16 protein-coding genes are annotated in these 16,484 nt (G+C 61.1%); 11 read left to right on the top strand and 5 right to left on the bottom strand.

Features of this window, described 5'->3' with window-relative positions; translation table 11 throughout:
• The 3 genes from AADW22_RS11255 to AADW22_RS11245 are packed head-to-tail and all read left to right on the top strand — an operon-like array spanning nt 1 to nt 3,259.
• On the top strand, nt 1-792 hold the full coding sequence (locus tag AADW22_RS11255) for a biotin--[acetyl-CoA-carboxylase] ligase (RefSeq protein ID WP_081781252.1): 792 nt from the start codon (nt 1-3) through the stop codon (nt 790-792).
• Nucleotides 793-813: 21 nt separating this feature from the next.
• Nucleotides 814-1,587 carry a type III pantothenate kinase gene (locus AADW22_RS11250; protein ID WP_407473735.1) on the top strand — a complete coding sequence of 258 codons (774 nt, stop codon included), beginning with the start codon at nt 814-816 and terminating at the stop codon, nt 1,585-1,587.
• A 4-nt stretch (nt 1,588-1,591) separates the two neighbouring features.
• The gene (locus AADW22_RS11245) at nt 1,592-3,259 is read left to right on the top strand and encodes a ribonuclease J (RefSeq protein WP_407473734.1); all 1,668 of its coding nucleotides are present in this window, start codon (nt 1,592-1,594) and stop codon (nt 3,257-3,259) included.
• Nucleotides 3,260-3,429: 170 nt separating this feature from the next.
• On the opposite strand, the gene AADW22_RS11240 is transcribed toward AADW22_RS11245, so the two are convergent.
• The 3 genes from AADW22_RS11240 to AADW22_RS11230 all read right to left on the bottom strand — a co-directional run bounded on the left by AADW22_RS11240 (nt 3,430) and on the right by AADW22_RS11230 (nt 7,793).
• Entirely contained in the window at nt 3,430-5,049 is a 1,620-nt protein-coding gene (locus AADW22_RS11240) for a DEAD/DEAH box helicase (protein ID WP_304950870.1), read from the bottom strand.
• 137 nt (nt 5,050-5,186) lie between these two features.
• On the bottom strand, nt 5,187-6,131 hold the full coding sequence (locus AADW22_RS11235) for a glycosyltransferase family 2 protein (RefSeq protein ID WP_168591957.1): 945 nt from the start codon (nt 6,129-6,131) through the stop codon (nt 5,187-5,189).
• 42 nt (nt 6,132-6,173) lie between these two features.
• Nucleotides 6,174-7,793 carry a peptide chain release factor 3 gene (locus tag AADW22_RS11230; RefSeq protein WP_005853943.1) on the bottom strand — a complete coding sequence of 540 codons (1,620 nt, stop codon included), beginning with the start codon at nt 7,791-7,793 and terminating at the stop codon, nt 6,174-6,176.
• A 130-nt stretch (nt 7,794-7,923) separates the two neighbouring features.
• Here AADW22_RS11230 and AADW22_RS11225 point away from each other — a divergent pair, with 130 nt between their 5' ends.
• Nucleotides 7,924-8,283 (top strand): nuclear transport factor 2 family protein, encoded by a 360-nt coding sequence (locus tag AADW22_RS11225; RefSeq protein WP_132997264.1) that lies wholly within the window; start codon nt 7,924-7,926, stop codon nt 8,281-8,283.
• On the opposite strand, the gene AADW22_RS11220 is transcribed toward AADW22_RS11225, so the two are convergent.
• Entirely contained in the window at nt 8,284-9,297 is a 1,014-nt protein-coding gene (locus tag AADW22_RS11220; protein WP_005853939.1) for a Hint domain-containing protein, read from the bottom strand.
• Between the two features lie 183 nt (nt 9,298-9,480).
• On the opposite strand from AADW22_RS11220, the gene AADW22_RS11215 reads away from it, so the two are divergent.
• The 3 genes from AADW22_RS11215 (at nt 9,481) to AADW22_RS11205 (ending at nt 12,919) form a co-directional block, all read left to right on the top strand.
• Nucleotides 9,481-10,260, top strand: a complete 780-nt coding sequence (locus tag AADW22_RS11215; protein WP_407473733.1) for an SDR family oxidoreductase — start codon at nt 9,481-9,483, stop codon at nt 10,258-10,260.
• A gap of 153 nt (nt 10,261-10,413) precedes the next feature.
• Entirely contained in the window at nt 10,414-11,772 is a 1,359-nt protein-coding gene (locus AADW22_RS11210; RefSeq protein WP_037964191.1) for a sodium:proline symporter, read from the top strand.
• A 43-nt stretch (nt 11,773-11,815) separates the two neighbouring features.
• Complete coding sequence (locus AADW22_RS11205; RefSeq protein WP_407473732.1) at nt 11,816-12,919, top strand: ABC transporter ATP-binding protein; 1,104 nt, start codon at nt 11,816-11,818, stop codon at nt 12,917-12,919.
• A gap of 49 nt (nt 12,920-12,968) precedes the next feature.
• Here AADW22_RS11205 and AADW22_RS11200 read toward each other — a convergent pair whose 3' ends face one another.
• Nucleotides 12,969-13,622 (bottom strand): YafY family protein, encoded by a 654-nt coding sequence (locus AADW22_RS11200; protein ID WP_289080014.1) that lies wholly within the window; start codon nt 13,620-13,622, stop codon nt 12,969-12,971.
• A gap of 219 nt (nt 13,623-13,841) precedes the next feature.
• Between AADW22_RS11200 and AADW22_RS11195 the strand changes: the two genes are divergently transcribed.
• From AADW22_RS11195 to AADW22_RS11180, 4 genes are read left to right on the top strand one after another with little or no spacing between them, the layout of a single operon-like run.
• Nucleotides 13,842-14,078, top strand: a complete 237-nt coding sequence (locus AADW22_RS11195; protein ID WP_005853930.1) for a twin-arginine translocase TatA/TatE family subunit — start codon at nt 13,842-13,844, stop codon at nt 14,076-14,078.
• A gap of 6 nt (nt 14,079-14,084) precedes the next feature.
• Nucleotides 14,085-14,723, top strand: a complete 639-nt coding sequence (tatB, locus tag AADW22_RS11190) for a Sec-independent protein translocase protein TatB (RefSeq protein ID WP_180827831.1) — start codon at nt 14,085-14,087, stop codon at nt 14,721-14,723.
• Complete coding sequence (gene tatC / locus AADW22_RS11185; protein WP_005853927.1) at nt 14,720-15,604, top strand: twin-arginine translocase subunit TatC; 885 nt, start codon at nt 14,720-14,722, stop codon at nt 15,602-15,604. Before tatB ends, tatC begins: the two co-directional genes overlap by 4 nt.
• Entirely contained in the window at nt 15,601-16,440 is an 840-nt protein-coding gene (locus tag AADW22_RS11180; protein WP_407473731.1) for an ATP-binding protein, read from the top strand. The genes tatC and AADW22_RS11180 overlap by 4 nt, the downstream gene beginning before the upstream one ends.
• The last annotated feature ends 44 nt before the right edge of the window (nt 16,441-16,484 follow it).

Here is a 16,484-nt window from a genome sequence, read left to right as displayed (position 1 = left end):
GTGACATCGGTGAACAATGGCGCTTCCACCGCGGGAGCAACGGGGGCCAAGGCGCAAAACGCGTCTTGGCCCGATGGCTATGGGCGGCAGGTTTTCGATAGCGTCGATTCCACGCTGAGCGAGGCGGCACGCCAAGCGAGCGAGCTGACAGGGTCCACATGGATCCTCGCGCAGGAGCAGACCGCCGCACGCGGTCGGCGCGGTCGGTCCTGGGCCACGCCACGGGGCAATTTTGCAGCGACTCTGATGATGCGCCGGTCCGAAAGCCCCTCGACCGCGGCGTTGCGCAGCTTTGTCGCCTCGCTTGCCCTGCGCCGCGCCTTTGTCGCCACCACGCGGGACGAGGGGGCCTTTACCCTGAAGTGGCCGAACGACGTGCTGCTGAACGGCGGTAAGGTCGCGGGCATCCTGCTGGAAAGCATCGGTGATTTTCTGGCCATCGGAATCGGGGTGAACCTTGCCCATGCGCCCGGTGCCGATCAGGTCGAAGCAGGGGCCCTGCGCCCCGTTTCCGTCGTGGCAGAGACCGGCAAGGTGGTCCCGCCCGAGGTCTTTCTAGATGCGCTGGCGGCGGAATACGCGCAGTTGGAAACCCAGTTCCAGACCTATGGTTTTGCCCCCATCCGTACCGCGTGGTTGTCCCATGCCGCGCGTTTGGGCGAAGAGATCGTCGCGCGCACCATGAAGGACGAAACCCGTGGTGTGTTCGAAGACGTGGACGCGCAAGGCAACCTGATCCTGCGCACCCCTAAAGGCCGTGTGCCCATCACTGCGGCGGATGTATTTTTCTAAGCGCGAGCGGAGGGATGTGCCATGCTGTTGGCGATTGACTGCGGAAACACCAATACAGTCTTTTCGATCTGGGACGGGGCGCGGTTCCTCGGGACGTGGCGGACCTCTACCGAATGGCAGCGTACCTCTGACCAATATTACGTCTGGCTCAGCACCTTGATGAAGTTTCAGGGCGTCGAGGCAGATATCACCGATGTCATCATCAGCTCGACCGTGCCGCGGGTGGTGTTCAACCTGCGCGTTCTGGCGGACCGCTATTTTGACACGCGGCCCATTGTGGTGGGCAAAGCCGATTGCCTGCTGCCCGTGGATGTCCGCGTTGACGAAGGCACCGCCGTGGGGCCTGACCGTCTGGTCAACACGGTGGCGGGGCATGATCTTTATGGCGGTGATCTGATCATTGTCGATTTCGGCACGGCGACGACCTTTGACGTGGTCGATACGGACGGGGCCTATATCGGCGGGGTGATTGCCCCCGGTGTAAACCTGAGCCTTGAGGCATTGCATAACGCCGCGGCGGCCTTACCTCATGTAGACATCTCGAAACCACAGGCGGTGATTGGTACAAATACCGTCTCTTGCATACAATCGGGCATTTTTTGGGGTTATGTTGGCCTCGTCCGTGAGATATGTGCCCGAATAAAGGCTGAGCGCGGCCGCGAAATGCGCGTGATTGCCACAGGCGGGCTGGCCCCGCTCTTTCAACAGACAGTCGATCTGTTTGATGCATACCAAGATGATTTGACGATGCACGGCCTGACCGTGATTTATAACTATAACAAGGATACCGCTTAGTCATATGAGCAGCGAAAGATTGATCTATCTGCCCCTCGGTGGGGCAGGTGAAATTGGCATGAATGCCTATGTTTATGGATACGGGAAACCCGGTAAGGAGCGGCTGATTGTTGTCGACCTTGGCGTCGCCTTCCCCGACATGGACACAAGCCCCGGCGTGGATCTGATCATCCCCGATATCGCCTGGCTTGAAGAACGCCGCGACCAGATCGAGGCGATTTTCATCACCCACGCCCACGAAGACCATATCGGTGCCGTGGCCCATACCTATGACCGCCTGCGCGCGCCGATCTATACGCGGAAATTCACCGCCAATATCGCCAAGCGCAAGATGGACGAATACGGCCACCCCGACGATGCGGTGACCACCGTGGCCCCTTGGCCGCAGCAAACGACCGTAGGGCCGTTCAAAGTGGGCTTCCTGCCCATGTCCCACTCCATCCCTGAATCGTCGTCGCTGGTGATCGACGTGGCCGGTGATCGGCTGATCCACTCGGGCGACTTCAAGATCGACATGACACCCGGCGTTGGTGAACCCTACGACCCCGACCTTTGGGCCGACGTGTCCAAAGACGGCGTCAAGGCGCTGATCTGTGACAGTACCAACGTCTTCTCGCAGCATGCAGGCCGGTCCGAAGCGACCGTCGGGCCAGAGATTGAAAAGCTGCTCGGCACGGCGCAGGGTATGGTCGTCGCGACGACCTTTGCCTCTAACGTCGCGCGTGTGAAGACGCTCGCGGATGCGGGCGAACGGGCAGGGCGGTCGGTTGTGCTGCTGGGACGTGCGATGAAACGCATGGTCGAAGCCTCGCTTGAAACCGGCGTGATGAAGGACTTCCCCCCGGTCGTGAGCCCGGAAGAAGCCCGCGGCATCCCGCGCGAGAACCTGATGCTGTTGGTGACAGGCTCGCAAGGGGAGCGTCGTGCGGCGTCGGCACAGCTGGCACGCGGCAAATACATGGGGCTGGAAATGAAGGAAGGGGACATGTTCCTGTTCTCCTCCAAAACCATTCCGGGCAACGAGCGTGGGGTGATCAAGGTGATCAACGCGTTCTCCGAGATGGGCGTTGATATCGTCGACGACAGCTCGGGTCTGTATCACGTATCGGGCCACGCCAACCGTCCCGATCTGGAAACGCTACATGACGTGGTCAAGCCGCAGATTCTGATCCCGATGCATGGTGAGCACCGCCACCTGCGTGAGCACACCAAAATCGCCAACGCCAAGGGGATGAAGGGTGTTCTGGCCGTTAACGGCATGATGATCGACCTGTCGGGCAACGAGCCCAAGGTCGTTGAATATGTCGACAGCGGGCGGACGTATCTTGACGGCTCTACCCAGATTGGCGCGATGGATGGCGTCGTGCGCGACCGTATCCGCATGGCGCTGAACGGCCACGTCACCGTGACCGTCATCATGGACGAGAATGACGAAGCCTTGGGCGATCCTTGGGTCGATGCCATGGGTCTGCCAGAGCAAGGACGATCCAAGACGTCGCTGGTTGACGTGCTGGAAGCCGATCTGGCCCAGTTCCTTGGCCGTGCAAACGCCAAGACCCTGCGCGACGACGACAAGCTTCACGATGGGTTGAAGCGCACTGTGCGTCAGTCGGCCAACGATGAGATCGGCAAAAAGCCCGAGGTTACCATCGTGGTCAGCCGCCTGAGCTAAAACGTTCTCACGCTAAATAGAAACGCCGCGCAGCCCCCTGCGCGGCGTTTTGCGTTTGTAGGGCAGGGTGTGGCGCGTCGGAGCTGCTGCAAGGCAAAGCGCTAGCCACAAAGAAAAAGGCGCAGAGGATGCCCTGCGCCTTTAATCGTTTCTGTCAGTGGTGCGTGGGGTTATTCGCGACGCTCGGCAAAGCTTAGGCCGATGAACTCGGGCGTGTGATCGCCCAGACCGACGACACGGTTGTCGTTGCGGTTGTTCTGCTGACGGTTGTTGTCATTGCGGTTGTTATCACCGCGCCCGCCACGGCCACCGCGACGGTTGTTGGGTTTGTCGTCCTGAGCGGCGTCTGCCTTTTGGGCAGGGGCTTTATCTGCGGACTCCTTGGCTGGTTTGTCCGACTTTTTGTCTTGCGGCTTTGCATCAGATTTGGCGTCCGCTTTGGCATCGGATTTGTCCGCCTTGGGGCTGTCTGTCTGCGCCGTCTCTGTCTGTTCAGCGTCGACCTTAGCCGCATCAGGCTTTTTACGGCTACGGGTGCGGGTGCGTTTGGGCTTCTCAGATTTGGCCGCCTCATCGGATTTCGCAGCGGGGGCATCGGCTGTCTTGGCCTCTGCCGCTGGGGCCACTTTTGCCTCCGAACCGCCCAAGGGGTTGTCGAGGCGCGGGATCTCGCGCTGTACCAGACGTTCAACGTCTTCGAGGTTCTTTTCGTCCCGCGGGACGCAGATCATGATCGCCTTGCCATCACGTCCCGCGCGACCCGTGCGGCCGATCCGGTGCACGTAATCCTCGGCATGGGAGGGCACGTCGTAGTTATACACGTGGCTCACCGACGGCACATCAAGGCCGCGCGCCGCCACGTCAGAGGCAACAAGGAAGCGCAGATCGCCGTTGCGGAACCCTTCCAGTGTTTTGGTCCGCTGGCTTTGATCAAGATCCCCATGGATCGGAGCCGCGTCATAGCCGTATTTTTTCAACGACTTAGCGACCGTATCCACATCCATCTTGCGGTTGCAGAAGATGATCGCGTTGGTGCATTTGTCGCCTTCGGCGTCGATCAACGCGCGCAGCACTTTACGTTTTTCCGTCGCTTCGCGGTCCTTGCGCGAGGCTTTGAACATCAGCACGCCTTGCTCGATATTCTCGCTCGTGGTGGCCTGACGGGCCACTTCGATACGCTCGGGCGCAGAGAGGAAGGTGTTCGTAATCCGCTCGATCTCGGGGGCCATAGTGGCCGAGAAGAACAGCGTCTGACGGGTAAAGGGCGTCATCTGGAAGATGCGTTCGATATCGGGGATGAACCCCATATCCAGCATCCGGTCGGCCTCGTCTACGACCATGATCTTCACATCGGACAAGATCAGCTTGCCGCGCTCAAAGTGGTCGATCAGACGGCCGGGCGTGGCGATCAAAACGTCGACGCCCTTGTCGATCAGCTTGTCCTGCTCTCCGAACGACACACCGCCAATCAGCAGCGCTTTGGTCAGTTTCAGGTGCTTGGTATAGGTGTCGAAGTTCTCGGCCACCTGTGCCGCCAGTTCCCGCGTGGGGCACAGCACCAGACTGCGCGGCATCCGGGCGCGGGCGCGGCCACGGGCAAGCAGGGTAATCATGGGCAGGGTAAAGCTGGCAGTTTTGCCGGTGCCTGTTTGGGCGATTCCCAAGACATCCTTGCCTTCAAGGGCAGGGGGGATCGCGCCGGCCTGAATCGGCGTGGGGGTTTCATACCCGGCCTCATCAATGGCTTTCAGGACTTTAGGATTAAGGTTTAGATCAGAAAATTTTGTCATGTGTGTCCGATGATAGCGGACATACACTTGGCCCGCGGCAGCATTCATGTCGGCCCGCATGGCCCAAGGGGCGGAGGCTCTCCGCGACATGTTCTGCACCCATTAACAAAGACTCCCCGTCGCGTCAAATGGATGCGCTAAAGCCCTGTGAAACGGGGGAAATGTGTTGCCAGTTGGTTGGGCAGCGCCAGATCAACCTCGCGTAGCAGCCCGTGGTCGCGCAGGCGGCTGCGCAATTCCGGTGTATCTGCGCAGACTTCGTCGAAAAACGCGCGTAACCCGTCCTCGCCGCTTTCACTCTCTATCATGGAGAAAAGGTCGTTGAGCGACAGACCGCCTTGGTCATAGGGGCGGTTGGGGCGCAGTTCGGGGCGGTAGCTGCCCTTGGTGACGCGGTAGCGGTAGGCGGCGATCCAGTCGTCCCATGTTTTCGCATGGGCATGGGCCAGCGTGATGTCGGGCGGGGCGTCGTGACAGTCCAGCATCTCGCCTTTTTGAAAGACGTTGTGGATGCGCAGATGCATATTCGGCAGCCCCGTGCGGACAAATACCTTGCCCGCAAGATGGCTGAGAAACCCGCCCTTCAAATAAGCGCCATAGGTCGGATAAAGCTCTGCCACAATGCGCGCGCGGTCGGGGCCCGCGGGGATGAAGCCCTTGAACGCCGTCGGATCGCCTGAAAGCTGCTCCATCGGGCGGATGCGGGTGGCGGGCGCAGCTTGCGGGATATCGGCCAGAATGTCAGCGATCGGGCGGTCTGCGACCAGATACTCGTCCGCGTCCATGTGGATCAGCCAGTCCACCTCGCGGCGGCGGTTGTAGGCATGGGTCGCGTTTGCCGTCTGGCGTTGCTGGTGGGCGTCTGGCCGATCGCGTTTGCGCTGCTTCCAATAGCGCGCGTCGCAGGTGATGACACGGATCTTGGGATGGGCGTCCAGATGGGCAAAGGCCTCGTCATTGGGCGCATCCAGATAGATGTAAAGCCGCTGCGCGCCCGCCGCCAGATGATAGGCGGCGAACTGCAATATGTCGCGCGTCGGTGCCAGAATGGTAGAGGCGATGCCCCATGTCACATCAGTCATGGGGCCAGTTTGCGGTGCGTCGGTCGGGCTGGCAAGCCCAAGTCAGACCATCATTTCCTTGGTCGCGGTCAGGCGCACGTCGGGGTAATCGCGGTCCACACGGTCGATATCCCATTGCAGCCGCGTCAGGTAAACGATGTCGCCATCGTGGTCATGGGCGATATGCTGTTTATTGGCTTCTGTAAATTTATCAACGGCTTGTCGGTCACCGTTCACCCATCGCGCCGAGGTGAACTGCGATTGTTCGAACCGCACCGGCAGCCCGTATTCCAGCTCGATCCGGCTGGCGAGCACTTCGAACTGTAGCTGCCCGACGACGCCCACAACAAAGCCCGAGCCGATGGCGGGTTTAAAGACCTTCGCCGCACCTTCTTCGGCGAATTGCATCAGCGCTTTTTCAAGGTGTTTCGATTTCATCGGATCGCCCGCGCGCACGCCCTGCAACAGCTCTGGCGCGAAGGACGGGATGCCACTGACGCGGATCGCCTCGCCCTCGGTCAGGGTGTCACCGATGCGCAGCTGCCCGTGGTTGGGAATGCCGATGATGTCACCGGCCCATGCTTCCTCGGCCAGCTCGCGGTCGGCGGCAAGGAACATCACGGGGTTGGTGACAGACATGGTTTTCTTGGACCGCACATGGGTCAGTTTCATGCCACGGGTAAAATGGCCCGACGCCAGACGGACAAAGGCCACGCGGTCGCGGTGCTTGGGGTCCATGTTCGCCTGAACCTTGAAGACAAAGCCGGAAACCTTTGGTTCTTCAGGTAAAATCTGTCTTGGCTCTGCCGATTGAATCTGCGGTTCGGGGCCGTAGGTGGCGATCCCGTCCATCAGTTCCTTGACGCCAAAGCTGTTGATCGCAGAGCCGAACCAGATCGGTGTCAGCGACCCTTCGGCCATCAGCGCCGCATCCAGCGGCGGCATCAGCTCGCGCACCATTTCAAGGTCTTCGCGCAGCTTCTCAAGCAGGGCGGCGGGTACGTGTTCGGCCAGCTTCGGGTCATCCAACCCTTCGATTGCGATGCTTTCAGCGACCTTGTTCCGGTCCGCACGGTCCATCAGCTCAAGCCTGTCGCGCAGGATGTCGTAGCAGCCGATAAAGTCGCGGCCGACGCCGATGGGCCAGCTTGCAGGGGTCACATCAATGGCAAGGTTTTCCTGAATCTCGTCGATGATCTCGAAGACATCGCGGCTTTCGCGGTCCATCTTGTTACAGAATGTCAGGATCGGCAGGTCGCGCATGCGGCAGACCTCGAACAGCTTTTGCGTCTGGCTTTCCACGCCTTTCGCGCCGTCAATCACCATCACGGCCGCGTCAACGGCGGTCAGCGTGCGGTAGGTATCTTCGGAAAAGTCAGAGTGGCCGGGCGTATCCACAAGGTTAAAGCGGAAATTCGTGCCCTTGTTCATGAAATCGAACGACATGGCCGAGGCCGAGACAGAGATACCGCGATCCTTTTCCATCGCCATAAAGTCAGAGCGGGTGCGTCGCGCCTCGCCCTTGGCCCGGACCTGTCCGGCCATCTGGATCGCCCCGCCGAACAGCAGGAATTTCTCTGTCAGCGTGGTTTTCCCCGCATCGGGGTGGGAAATGATCGCAAAGGTGCGACGCCGAGCGATTTCGGCAGGCAAAGCGGGGCGGTTTGAGGGGGTATCCAACATGGATTGGCATATATCCACGCCCGTACACACGCGCAAGTCTGCTTGGATCAGGCGGGTGGTGGCATTTTCTTGGGGGTCGGCGCGAAAATGCGGTATGATGGGGGCAGATGAAACCAGAGGGGGTGTGACAATGGAATTGAAAGAGATCGCAGATGCGTTGGTAAAAGGCTGCCGCGAGGGCCATGAGGTGGCGAACCTTGATCGGCTTTACGCGCAGGACGCCGTGTCGGTTGAAGGGATGGACCACGGAAACGGGCGCGAGACGCAGGGCCTTGAGGGCATCAAGGGCAAGCATGCGTGGTGGGACAGCGCGATGGAGGTGACGCGTCAGAATGTCAGCGACCCGATGCTCCATGGCGATGACCGTTTTGCTGTCCTCTTTGATGTTGCGGCGCGCGAAAAGGAAAGCGGCACCGAGATGGAGATGAAAGAGGTCGCCATCTACCACGTGGCCAATGGCAAGATCGTGCGCGAGGAATTCTTTGGCTGATCAGCGCATGCTGGCGCGACGCAGCAGTTCTGCCGCGTCGGGGCGGTCCAGCAGGGGTTCCGACACATCCAGCCCCGCATGGGGCAGGTCAGAATGGCCGGGGATGACATCGCCCATAGCGTCCGACAGCTCTTGCGGCAGCACGCCTTTGGTGCGGCTGTCGATCAGCATGGATTCCGCCGCGATGCCTTCGGCATAGATGATCTGGTGCCCGTCAAACAGCAGTTGGAAATAGTCGACAAAGCCGCCGTCCTGCACCCGTACCGTATCGCCGTTGACCAGATGGCGGACCTTGACCAGCAGCTCTGACCGGCCGGCGCCCAGACGGTCTTCGCGTTGGTAGATGAACAGGCGGTGATCGGGGCTGACGATCAGGTCATTGTCGTTGTTCAATGTGCCCGCGTTAATGCAGATCGGGGCAAATTCGCCAACCGCGCGCACGGTGCTTTGTCCGATCCAGCGGATCGCCTGCACACCGTCATCGCGGGTCAGGACCTTGTCCCCGACGCAGAGTTCTTCGATCGGGCGCTGCTCACCGGTGGCCATGGTGATATGCGTGCCGCGTGTGAAGGACACACAGGCCACCTGCGCGAACTTCTGGCGCATCGTCTCGGTGTCGATGCCAACCAGCCGGTATTCCACTTTGGACGACAGCGCGCTGAGCGGGATGAGATAGATTGCTTCGGCATGGCCGTCATCGGCCACTTCGACCAGCAGGATCGCATCGTTGATCTGCCCGTCAGGCGACATGAAGGTCAGTGCGCAATCCAGATGCAGGGCGGCCCCGCTGGTGCCGGTTTGCGTATCGGGCGCGATCGACAGGCTGCCATCCGGTGCCGTCTGGATCGACAGGCGCACTGGTTCCGCCCCGTAGGACAGCTCGTACACATCATCCAGCAACAGTTCCGAGGCAAAAGACAGCGTGTCGCCCATATTCGCACCATCCGTCGCCGTGAATTGCGTCGCACGAAAGACAGGGACGCTTTGCGGAGGGGAAGGACGGGGCGAGGTCATGGGGCGGGCCTTTGCGCGCGAAAGATGAATGATATCGGGGCCGGCAGTCACACAACTGCCGGTGGTTCGTATCTCTTTGCCATAGGATTGTGTCCCATTCGGGTCAAGCCTTTGGCCTTTTGCTGGCATTGTCCGCGAAGACAGTGCTACGACTTGCGCGAACACTAACCGGGAGAGATCGCTATGGATCTGGGAATCAAGGGAAAACGCGCATTGGTTTGCGCATCGTCAAAGGGCCTCGGCCTGGGCTGCGCAGAGGCGCTGGCCGAAGCGGGTGTGGATCTGGTGATGAACGCACGCGGTGCCGCTGATCTGGAAACAGCCGCCGAACGCATCCGTCAGGACTATGGCGTCGAGGTCACCACCATCGCCGCCGATATCGCCACGGATGAAGGCCAGAATCTGGTGCTGGAGGCCGCGGGCCAGATCGACATTCTGGTCAATAACGCAGGCGGCCCACCCCCCGGCATGTGGAGTGATTGGGACCGCGAGGATTTCATCAAAGCGCTGGACGCGAACATGCTGGCCCCCATTGCGATGATCAAGGCACTGGTGCCTGCGATGATGGACCGTGGCTGGGGCCGCGTCGTCAACATCACCTCGCAATCCGTACGCGCGCCAATCGGCGTTCTGGGGCTCAGCAACTCGGCCCGTACCGGTCTGACCGGCTATGTCGCGGGCACCTCGCGTCAGGTCGCGGGCAAGGGTGTCACGATCAACAACCTTCTGCCCGGCATCCACGCAACCGACCGCGCCGATGCACTGGATGGCGGCGTCGTCAAACAAAAGGGCATCACGCTGGAAGAGGCCCGCACCGAGCGCGCATCGACGATTCCCGCAGGGCGCTATGGCACGCGGCATGAATTCGGCGCGGCCTGTGCTTTTCTGTGCTCGCAACACGCGGGCTTTATCGTCGGGCAGAACTTGCTGCTTGACGGCGGGGCGACCAATATCACGATGTAAGGGCGAGGGGCGGGCGCTGTGATGTCCGCGCGGCACGCGCGCCCGTCTGACATATTTCATCACGTTTACGACAGACCGCCGCGCAACAGATAGCGCGGCGGTTTTTGCTAGGCTACCCATGGACGTTACTGTCCCTTTCAAAGGTATTCCCGGATGTCCCCCATTGTTCTGTTTGTCCTCTTCGGTGCCATCATCGCCGCAAGTCTGCTGGCCGCACCGCGCCGCGCCTCGGTCGAGGGGTTCTTTGGCGGGATGACGGCCCAAGGCGGTGCGCCGGGGCTTTGGACGCTGGTGCTCAGCCAGGTCACCACATGGATTTTCGCGCGCAGCCTGATGAACGCGGCGATCCTGGGATATTACTACGGCATCGCGGGCACGCTGGCCTATGCGGCCTACTATGGGTCTTTCCTGACCGGGGGCTTTATCGTCGGACGTCTGCGCCAGAACGGAGCCATGTCGGTGCAGGATTGGCTGGGCGCGCGCTTTGGCGGGGCGGGCAATGCCTGTTATAATCTGGTCATCGCGCTGCGGCTCTTGTCCGAGGTGTTTGCCAATCTGCTGGTGGTGGGGCTGATCTTTAACGCCGTGTTGGCGGGCAGCGGCACGCCTGCGATCCTGATCGTGGCGCTCGTGGGGCTGGGCTATTCCGCTTGGGGCGGGCTAAGTGCCGCGCTGCGCACCGATGTGGTGCAGATGGTCGTGTTCCTTGTGGTTTTCGGGGTCGCCTTTGTGGCGCTGGTCGTGTCGCCCGGCTTCGATCTGGGGGCGGTTGTCACGGCACCGGGGACCGCAGGGGCCTATAACGGCTGGGTCTTGCTGGCCGTGGCGTTGTTGCAAGTGTTTTCCTACCCCGCGCATGATCCGGTGATGATGGACCGCGGCTTTATCGCCGACCCGGAGGTGACGCGCCGGTCCTTTCTGCATGCCTTCTGGATCTCGACCCTGTGTATCATCGGCTTCGGGTTCTTCGGCATTCAGGCGAGCCTTGTCGGTGCGGCCTACGAGGGCGAGCTGATCGGCACCTGGGCCACGATGTTTCCTGCGTGGGTGTTTGTCGCGCTGATGATCTCTTTGCTGGTCTCGGCGCTGAGCACGCTGGATTCCGCGCTCTCGTCTGCCGCGCGTCTGGTGGTTGAAGAGCTGAAGCTCGCACCGCGTAGCCTGAACGGCGGGCGGATCGTGATGCTGGGCTTTATGGCCGCGGGCACGGTGCTGACCCTCTGGGGCAATGCGACGCTGTTTGATGCGGTGGCTGTGTCGGGTACTGCGTCGATGTTCCTGACGCCGGTGCTGGTGGTCGGGCTGGTGATGCAGCGGCAGATCGCCCTATGGGCCTATCTGGCGGCCTTCGGGGCGGCGATGATTGGGGCCTTTGCCTATTTTGCCCGTGCGTGGCCCGCCTTTGCCGCGGTGCTGCCAGAGGGGCATAAATACGAACAGCTTTTGGTGATTTGTGTGGTCGTTCTGGTCGCAGGCTTCGCGGCGGTGCTTGCGGGCGCGCGGCGGGGCTGATAGCGGTCGATCCCGAGCGAATTGATCGGATTAGACCGCGCCCATGACTGACTTGACTGACGAGCATCCCCGACTGGAAATCAAGAATCTGCAGCGCGCCTATGGCGGGCGGGCCGTCGTGGATGATGTCAGCCTGAAAATCATGCCGGGGCAGGTGACCTGTCTGCTGGGGCCATCGGGCTGCGGCAAGTCGACCACCCTGCGGATGATCGCCGGCGTCGAGATGCAGGACAGCGGGACGATCCACGTTGATGGCAAGCTGATCTGTGACACGGTTTTCCGCGTGCCCCCCGAACGGCGCGAGATCGGGTTGATGTTTCAGGATTTCGCGCTTTTTCCGCATCTTAGCGTGGCCGACAACGTGGGCTTTGGCCTAAAAACCGGCACCAAGGCCGAACGCCGCGCCCGTATCGAGGAACTGCTTGAGCGTGTGGACCTGCTGCGGTTCATCGACGGCTATCCGCATCAACTGTCAGGGGGCGAACAACAGCGCGTGGCGCTGGCGCGTGCCTTGGCCCCGCGGCCCAAGATCATGCTGATGGACGAGCCCTTCTCGGGTCTTGATAACCGGCTGCGCGATGACATCCGGGACGAGACTTTGGGCATCCTGAAAGAGGAAGGTACCGCCGTCTTGCTGGTCACCCACGAGCCCGAGGAAGCCATGCGCATGGCAGACGAGATCGCCTTGATGCGCGATGGCAAGATCGTGCAGCAGGGGGCCCCCTATAACGTGTATACGCGTCCCGTCGACCGCGCGTCGGTGGCGTTTTTCTCGGACGCGAATGTGCTGCGGGCCGAGGTGTCTGGGGCGCTTGCGCATACGGTCTTTGGCCGGTTTCTGGCCCCCGGCGTGCCGGACGGGACGCAGGTGGATATCGTATTCCGCCCCCAGCATTTGCGCATCGACTTTGACCGTGCGGGCAAGGGCCCGTTGCCAACCTCGACCGATGGCACCGCAGCCCGCGCCGTTGTTGCGCGTGCGCGTTTCATGGGGAATGAGAGTCTCGTGGAGTTTGTCATGGACCATGACGGCAGCACCCTGCGCGCCACCGTGCCCAATGTCTTTTTGCCGCAGCCCGGGGCCATCATGTGGCTGACCGTGCGCCGCGATCGTTGTTTTGTCTTTCCGGTGCATGCGGCAGGGTAGACCGCTGGCGGCTGCCCCTGTGGCACCGCGGGATGCCTTCGGCGAGGATTTAATCCATTTGGAAGGCGGGCGGCGCGGTGAATAGCGCGGGCAGCGGGTGTGTCGCCTCGATCAGGTCAAGCCGCAGGGTGGTGTTTTGCCCTTTGGTTTCATCCCAACCTGACAGGGTCCAACTGCGGGCGGCATGGCTGAGCCTGTGGGGGTGGAGCACCAGCGTATCGAGCGTGCCATCGTCGGCGTTGTAGACGATCCTGAGTTTCTGGCGCGCGCGGATTGCGGCGCGCAGCACGGGCAGATGCCCCATCCCCCGCGCGGCATTGGCGAAAGGGTGTTCGATGCGCTGCCAGTCCTGCGTTGCGGGCTGTGCGGTCTCGGGCAAGGCCGCATCGATTTTTTGCGCCAGAGAGGTCGCGGCGGCCTGTAGGTCGGGGTCGGTTGTTTCAAGCACAACGGCGAGGGCAAGTTGCAACGCCTCTATCTCTTCGGGGGAGAGGGATAGCGGCGGCAGCACCGTCGCCGGTGTCAGCCGGTAGCCTGCGCCACGGGTGCCGGTGATCGCAACGCCCGACGCCTGCAGCCGCGCAATGTCGCGGTAGAGCGTGCGCAAGGACACGCCCGCCGCCTGCGCCATATCCTCGGCCCGGTGAAGCTGGTGGTCGCCCAAGAGGGAGAGCAGGGAAAACAATCGATCGCTGCGGCGCATGGTTTCTATGTGCCACGCAGGCGGGCAGGGTGCAAGACAACTGCCAAAAAACTGTCAGGAGTGTTGGGGCGGTCGTCGGAGGGTGTAAATTTTGCGGGGCCGCGCGGCGAGGGAAACGCTTTGGCCCTTCAAGCTGCCAGAGCAGGGGCCTAAAAAGAGACAGAGTTTACCGGCGGGGGCAGTCCCCCTGCCTCACATTCGGATTATGGAGTTGAGACTATGTTGAACAATATCGGCCTTCCGGGTCTTTTGCTGATTGCCGTTGTGGTGCTGGTCCTGTTCGGGCGCGGCAAGATTTCCAGCCTGATGGGCGAAGTCGGCAAGGGTATCACCAGCTTTAAGAAAGGCATCAGCGAAGGCGAAGATGACGTGAAAAACGGCGACAAGGACACTGCCGAGCTGAGCGATGACACCGTTGTTGTCACCGACACGAAGACCGACAAGGACCGGGTGTAATCTCTCATGTTTGATATGGGGTGGTCAGAGCTGTTGGTCGTTGGCGTTGTCGCGCTGATTGTGGTGGGTCCCAAGGACCTGCCCGTGCTGTTTCGCAAGGTCGGCCAGTTTGTGGGCAAGGCCAAGGGGATGGCGCGCGAGTTCAGCAATGCGATGAATGATGCCGCCGATGACACGGGCATGCGCGAAATGTCGTCCAGTTTGAACAAGACGTTGAAAACCGCGACGAACCCGCTGGGATCGGCGATGGACGAAGTGAAGTCAGCGACCAAATCCCTGTCCAAATTCGACCCCGAAAGCGAGACGGGCAAACTGGCCTCGCAGCGGGCCGAGGATGTCAAGAAGATCCAGGCCGCCACCGCCCGTGCCGGTGCCGAGCGCAAGCAGCGTGAAGCTGCCGAAGCGCTGGCACAGGCCGACGCCGCAGAGGCCAAACTGGCGACACCCGCCGCCGCGCCGCAGATCGAGAAGCCGGCGGCGAAAGCTCCTGCCAAGAAAGCGCCAGCCAAGAAGGCAGCTGCCGCCAAAGCGCCAGCCAAAGCCACGCCCGCGAAGAAGCCTGCCGCCAAGAAACCTGCCGCAGCGAAACCTGCGGCCAAGAAAGCCGCGCCCAAAGCGCCAGCGGCCAAAAAGAGTGACACATGAGTGCATCAGACGATATTGACGACAGCGCCGCCCCGCTGATCGAGCATCTGGCCGAGCTGCGCACGCGGCTGATCCATTCGGTGATCGCCTTTATCATCGGCATGGTGATCTGTTTTACCGTCTGGAATCCGATCTTTAACTTCCTGACGAACCCTTTGTGTTCGGCTATGGCCGAGCGTGGGCAGGAAGACTGCGGGTTGATCCTGATCAAGCTGCAAGAGGGCTTTTTCGTCGCCATCTCTATCTCTTTGCTGGGCGGGCTGGTTTTGGGCTTTCCCTATATCAGCTACCAACTGTGGCGCTTCGTGGCACCGGGGCTTTACAAGAACGAGAAGGGCGCGTTTCTGCCCTTCCTGATCTCGAGCCCGCTGATGTTCTTTTTGGGCGCGTCCTTTGCCTTTTATGTCGTGACGCCGCTGGCTTTCGATTTCTTCCTCGGGTTCCAGCAGGCGGGCACGCTTGTCGGCGAGGGGACGGATAACGCAGGCGGGATCGCGGCCATCGCGTTCCAGGGGTCGGCTCAGGAATATCTGAGCCTGACGATCAAGTTCATCGTGGCCTTTGGCCTGTGCTTTCAGCTGCCCGTATTGCTGACCCTGATGGGCAAGGCCGGTCTGGTCAGCGCCGAAGGGCTTGGCAACGTGCGCAAATATGCGGTGGTTGGTATTCTGGTGCTGGCCGCACTTGTCACGCCGCCGGATGTGATCACCCAAGGGATCCTGTTTGTTGTGGTCTACGGGCTTTACGAAATCTCTATCTTTCTTGTAGGGCGGGTTGAACGCAAACGAGAAGAACAGCTGCGCGCAGACGGGTATTATGACGACGAATATGATGACCCGATCCTCGCAGAGTTCGAAGAGGATGAGGACGACCTGAAGTGAACCGTGACCCGATGGACCGTATTGCAGCGGCGTTGGAGAGGATGTCTCCTCCGCCGCTGAAAACCCCGGATTTTGATGTAGCGGGGGCCTTTGTCTGGCAGACAGGGCCGGACCATCTGGCACCGGTCGAAACGGTCAGCAAGGTTGATCTGCCGCTGCTGGTCGGGGTGGATCGTGCGCGCGACACGTTGCTGGCCAACACGATGCAATTCGCCGCCGGTCTGCCCGCCAACAATGCCCTGCTGTGGGGCGCGCGCGGGATGGGCAAGTCGAGCCTTGTGAAAGCCGTGCACGCCCATGTCCGCGAGACGCACGACCGTTTGCGCATCGTGGAACTGCAACGCGAGGACCTGCCATCGGTGGGCCGTCTGCTGAGCCTGCTGCGCGGTGCACGGCAACGGTTTATTCTTTATTGTGATGATCTGAGCTTTGGTCATGATGACGCGCATTACAAATCGCTGAAGGCGGTGCTGGATGGCGGGATCGAGGGACGGCCAGAGAATGTCGTGCTTTATGCCACGTCGAACCGGCGGCATCTGATGCCCCGTGACATGATCGAGAACGAACGTGGCTCTGCCATCAACCCTGCCGAGGCGGTGGAAGAGAAAGTATCGCTGTCGGATCGGTTCGGGCTGTGGCTGGGCTTCCATCCCTGCGACCAGAAACAGTATCTGGATATGATCCGCGGCTATTGCGAGGCCTACGGGGTCGAGATTGACGCCAAGACTCTGCACGCCGAGGCGATCGAATGGCAAGCGACCCGTGGCGCGCGGTCGGGCCGTGTGGCGTGGCAGTACTTCGTTGATCTGGCAGGGCGGCGCGGCGTCGCGCTGTAAGCGATAAGCGGCCTGCACAAAAGCAAGCGGCCCCGAAAAGGGGC

The sequence above is a fragment of the Sulfitobacter sp. PM12 genome (assembly GCF_045586035.1).
Classification (GTDB): Bacteria; Pseudomonadota; Alphaproteobacteria; order Rhodobacterales; family Rhodobacteraceae; genus Sulfitobacter; species Sulfitobacter pontiacus.
The sequence above is the reverse complement of the archived record's forward strand: the minus strand, read 5'-3'. Positions and strand labels throughout refer to the sequence as shown.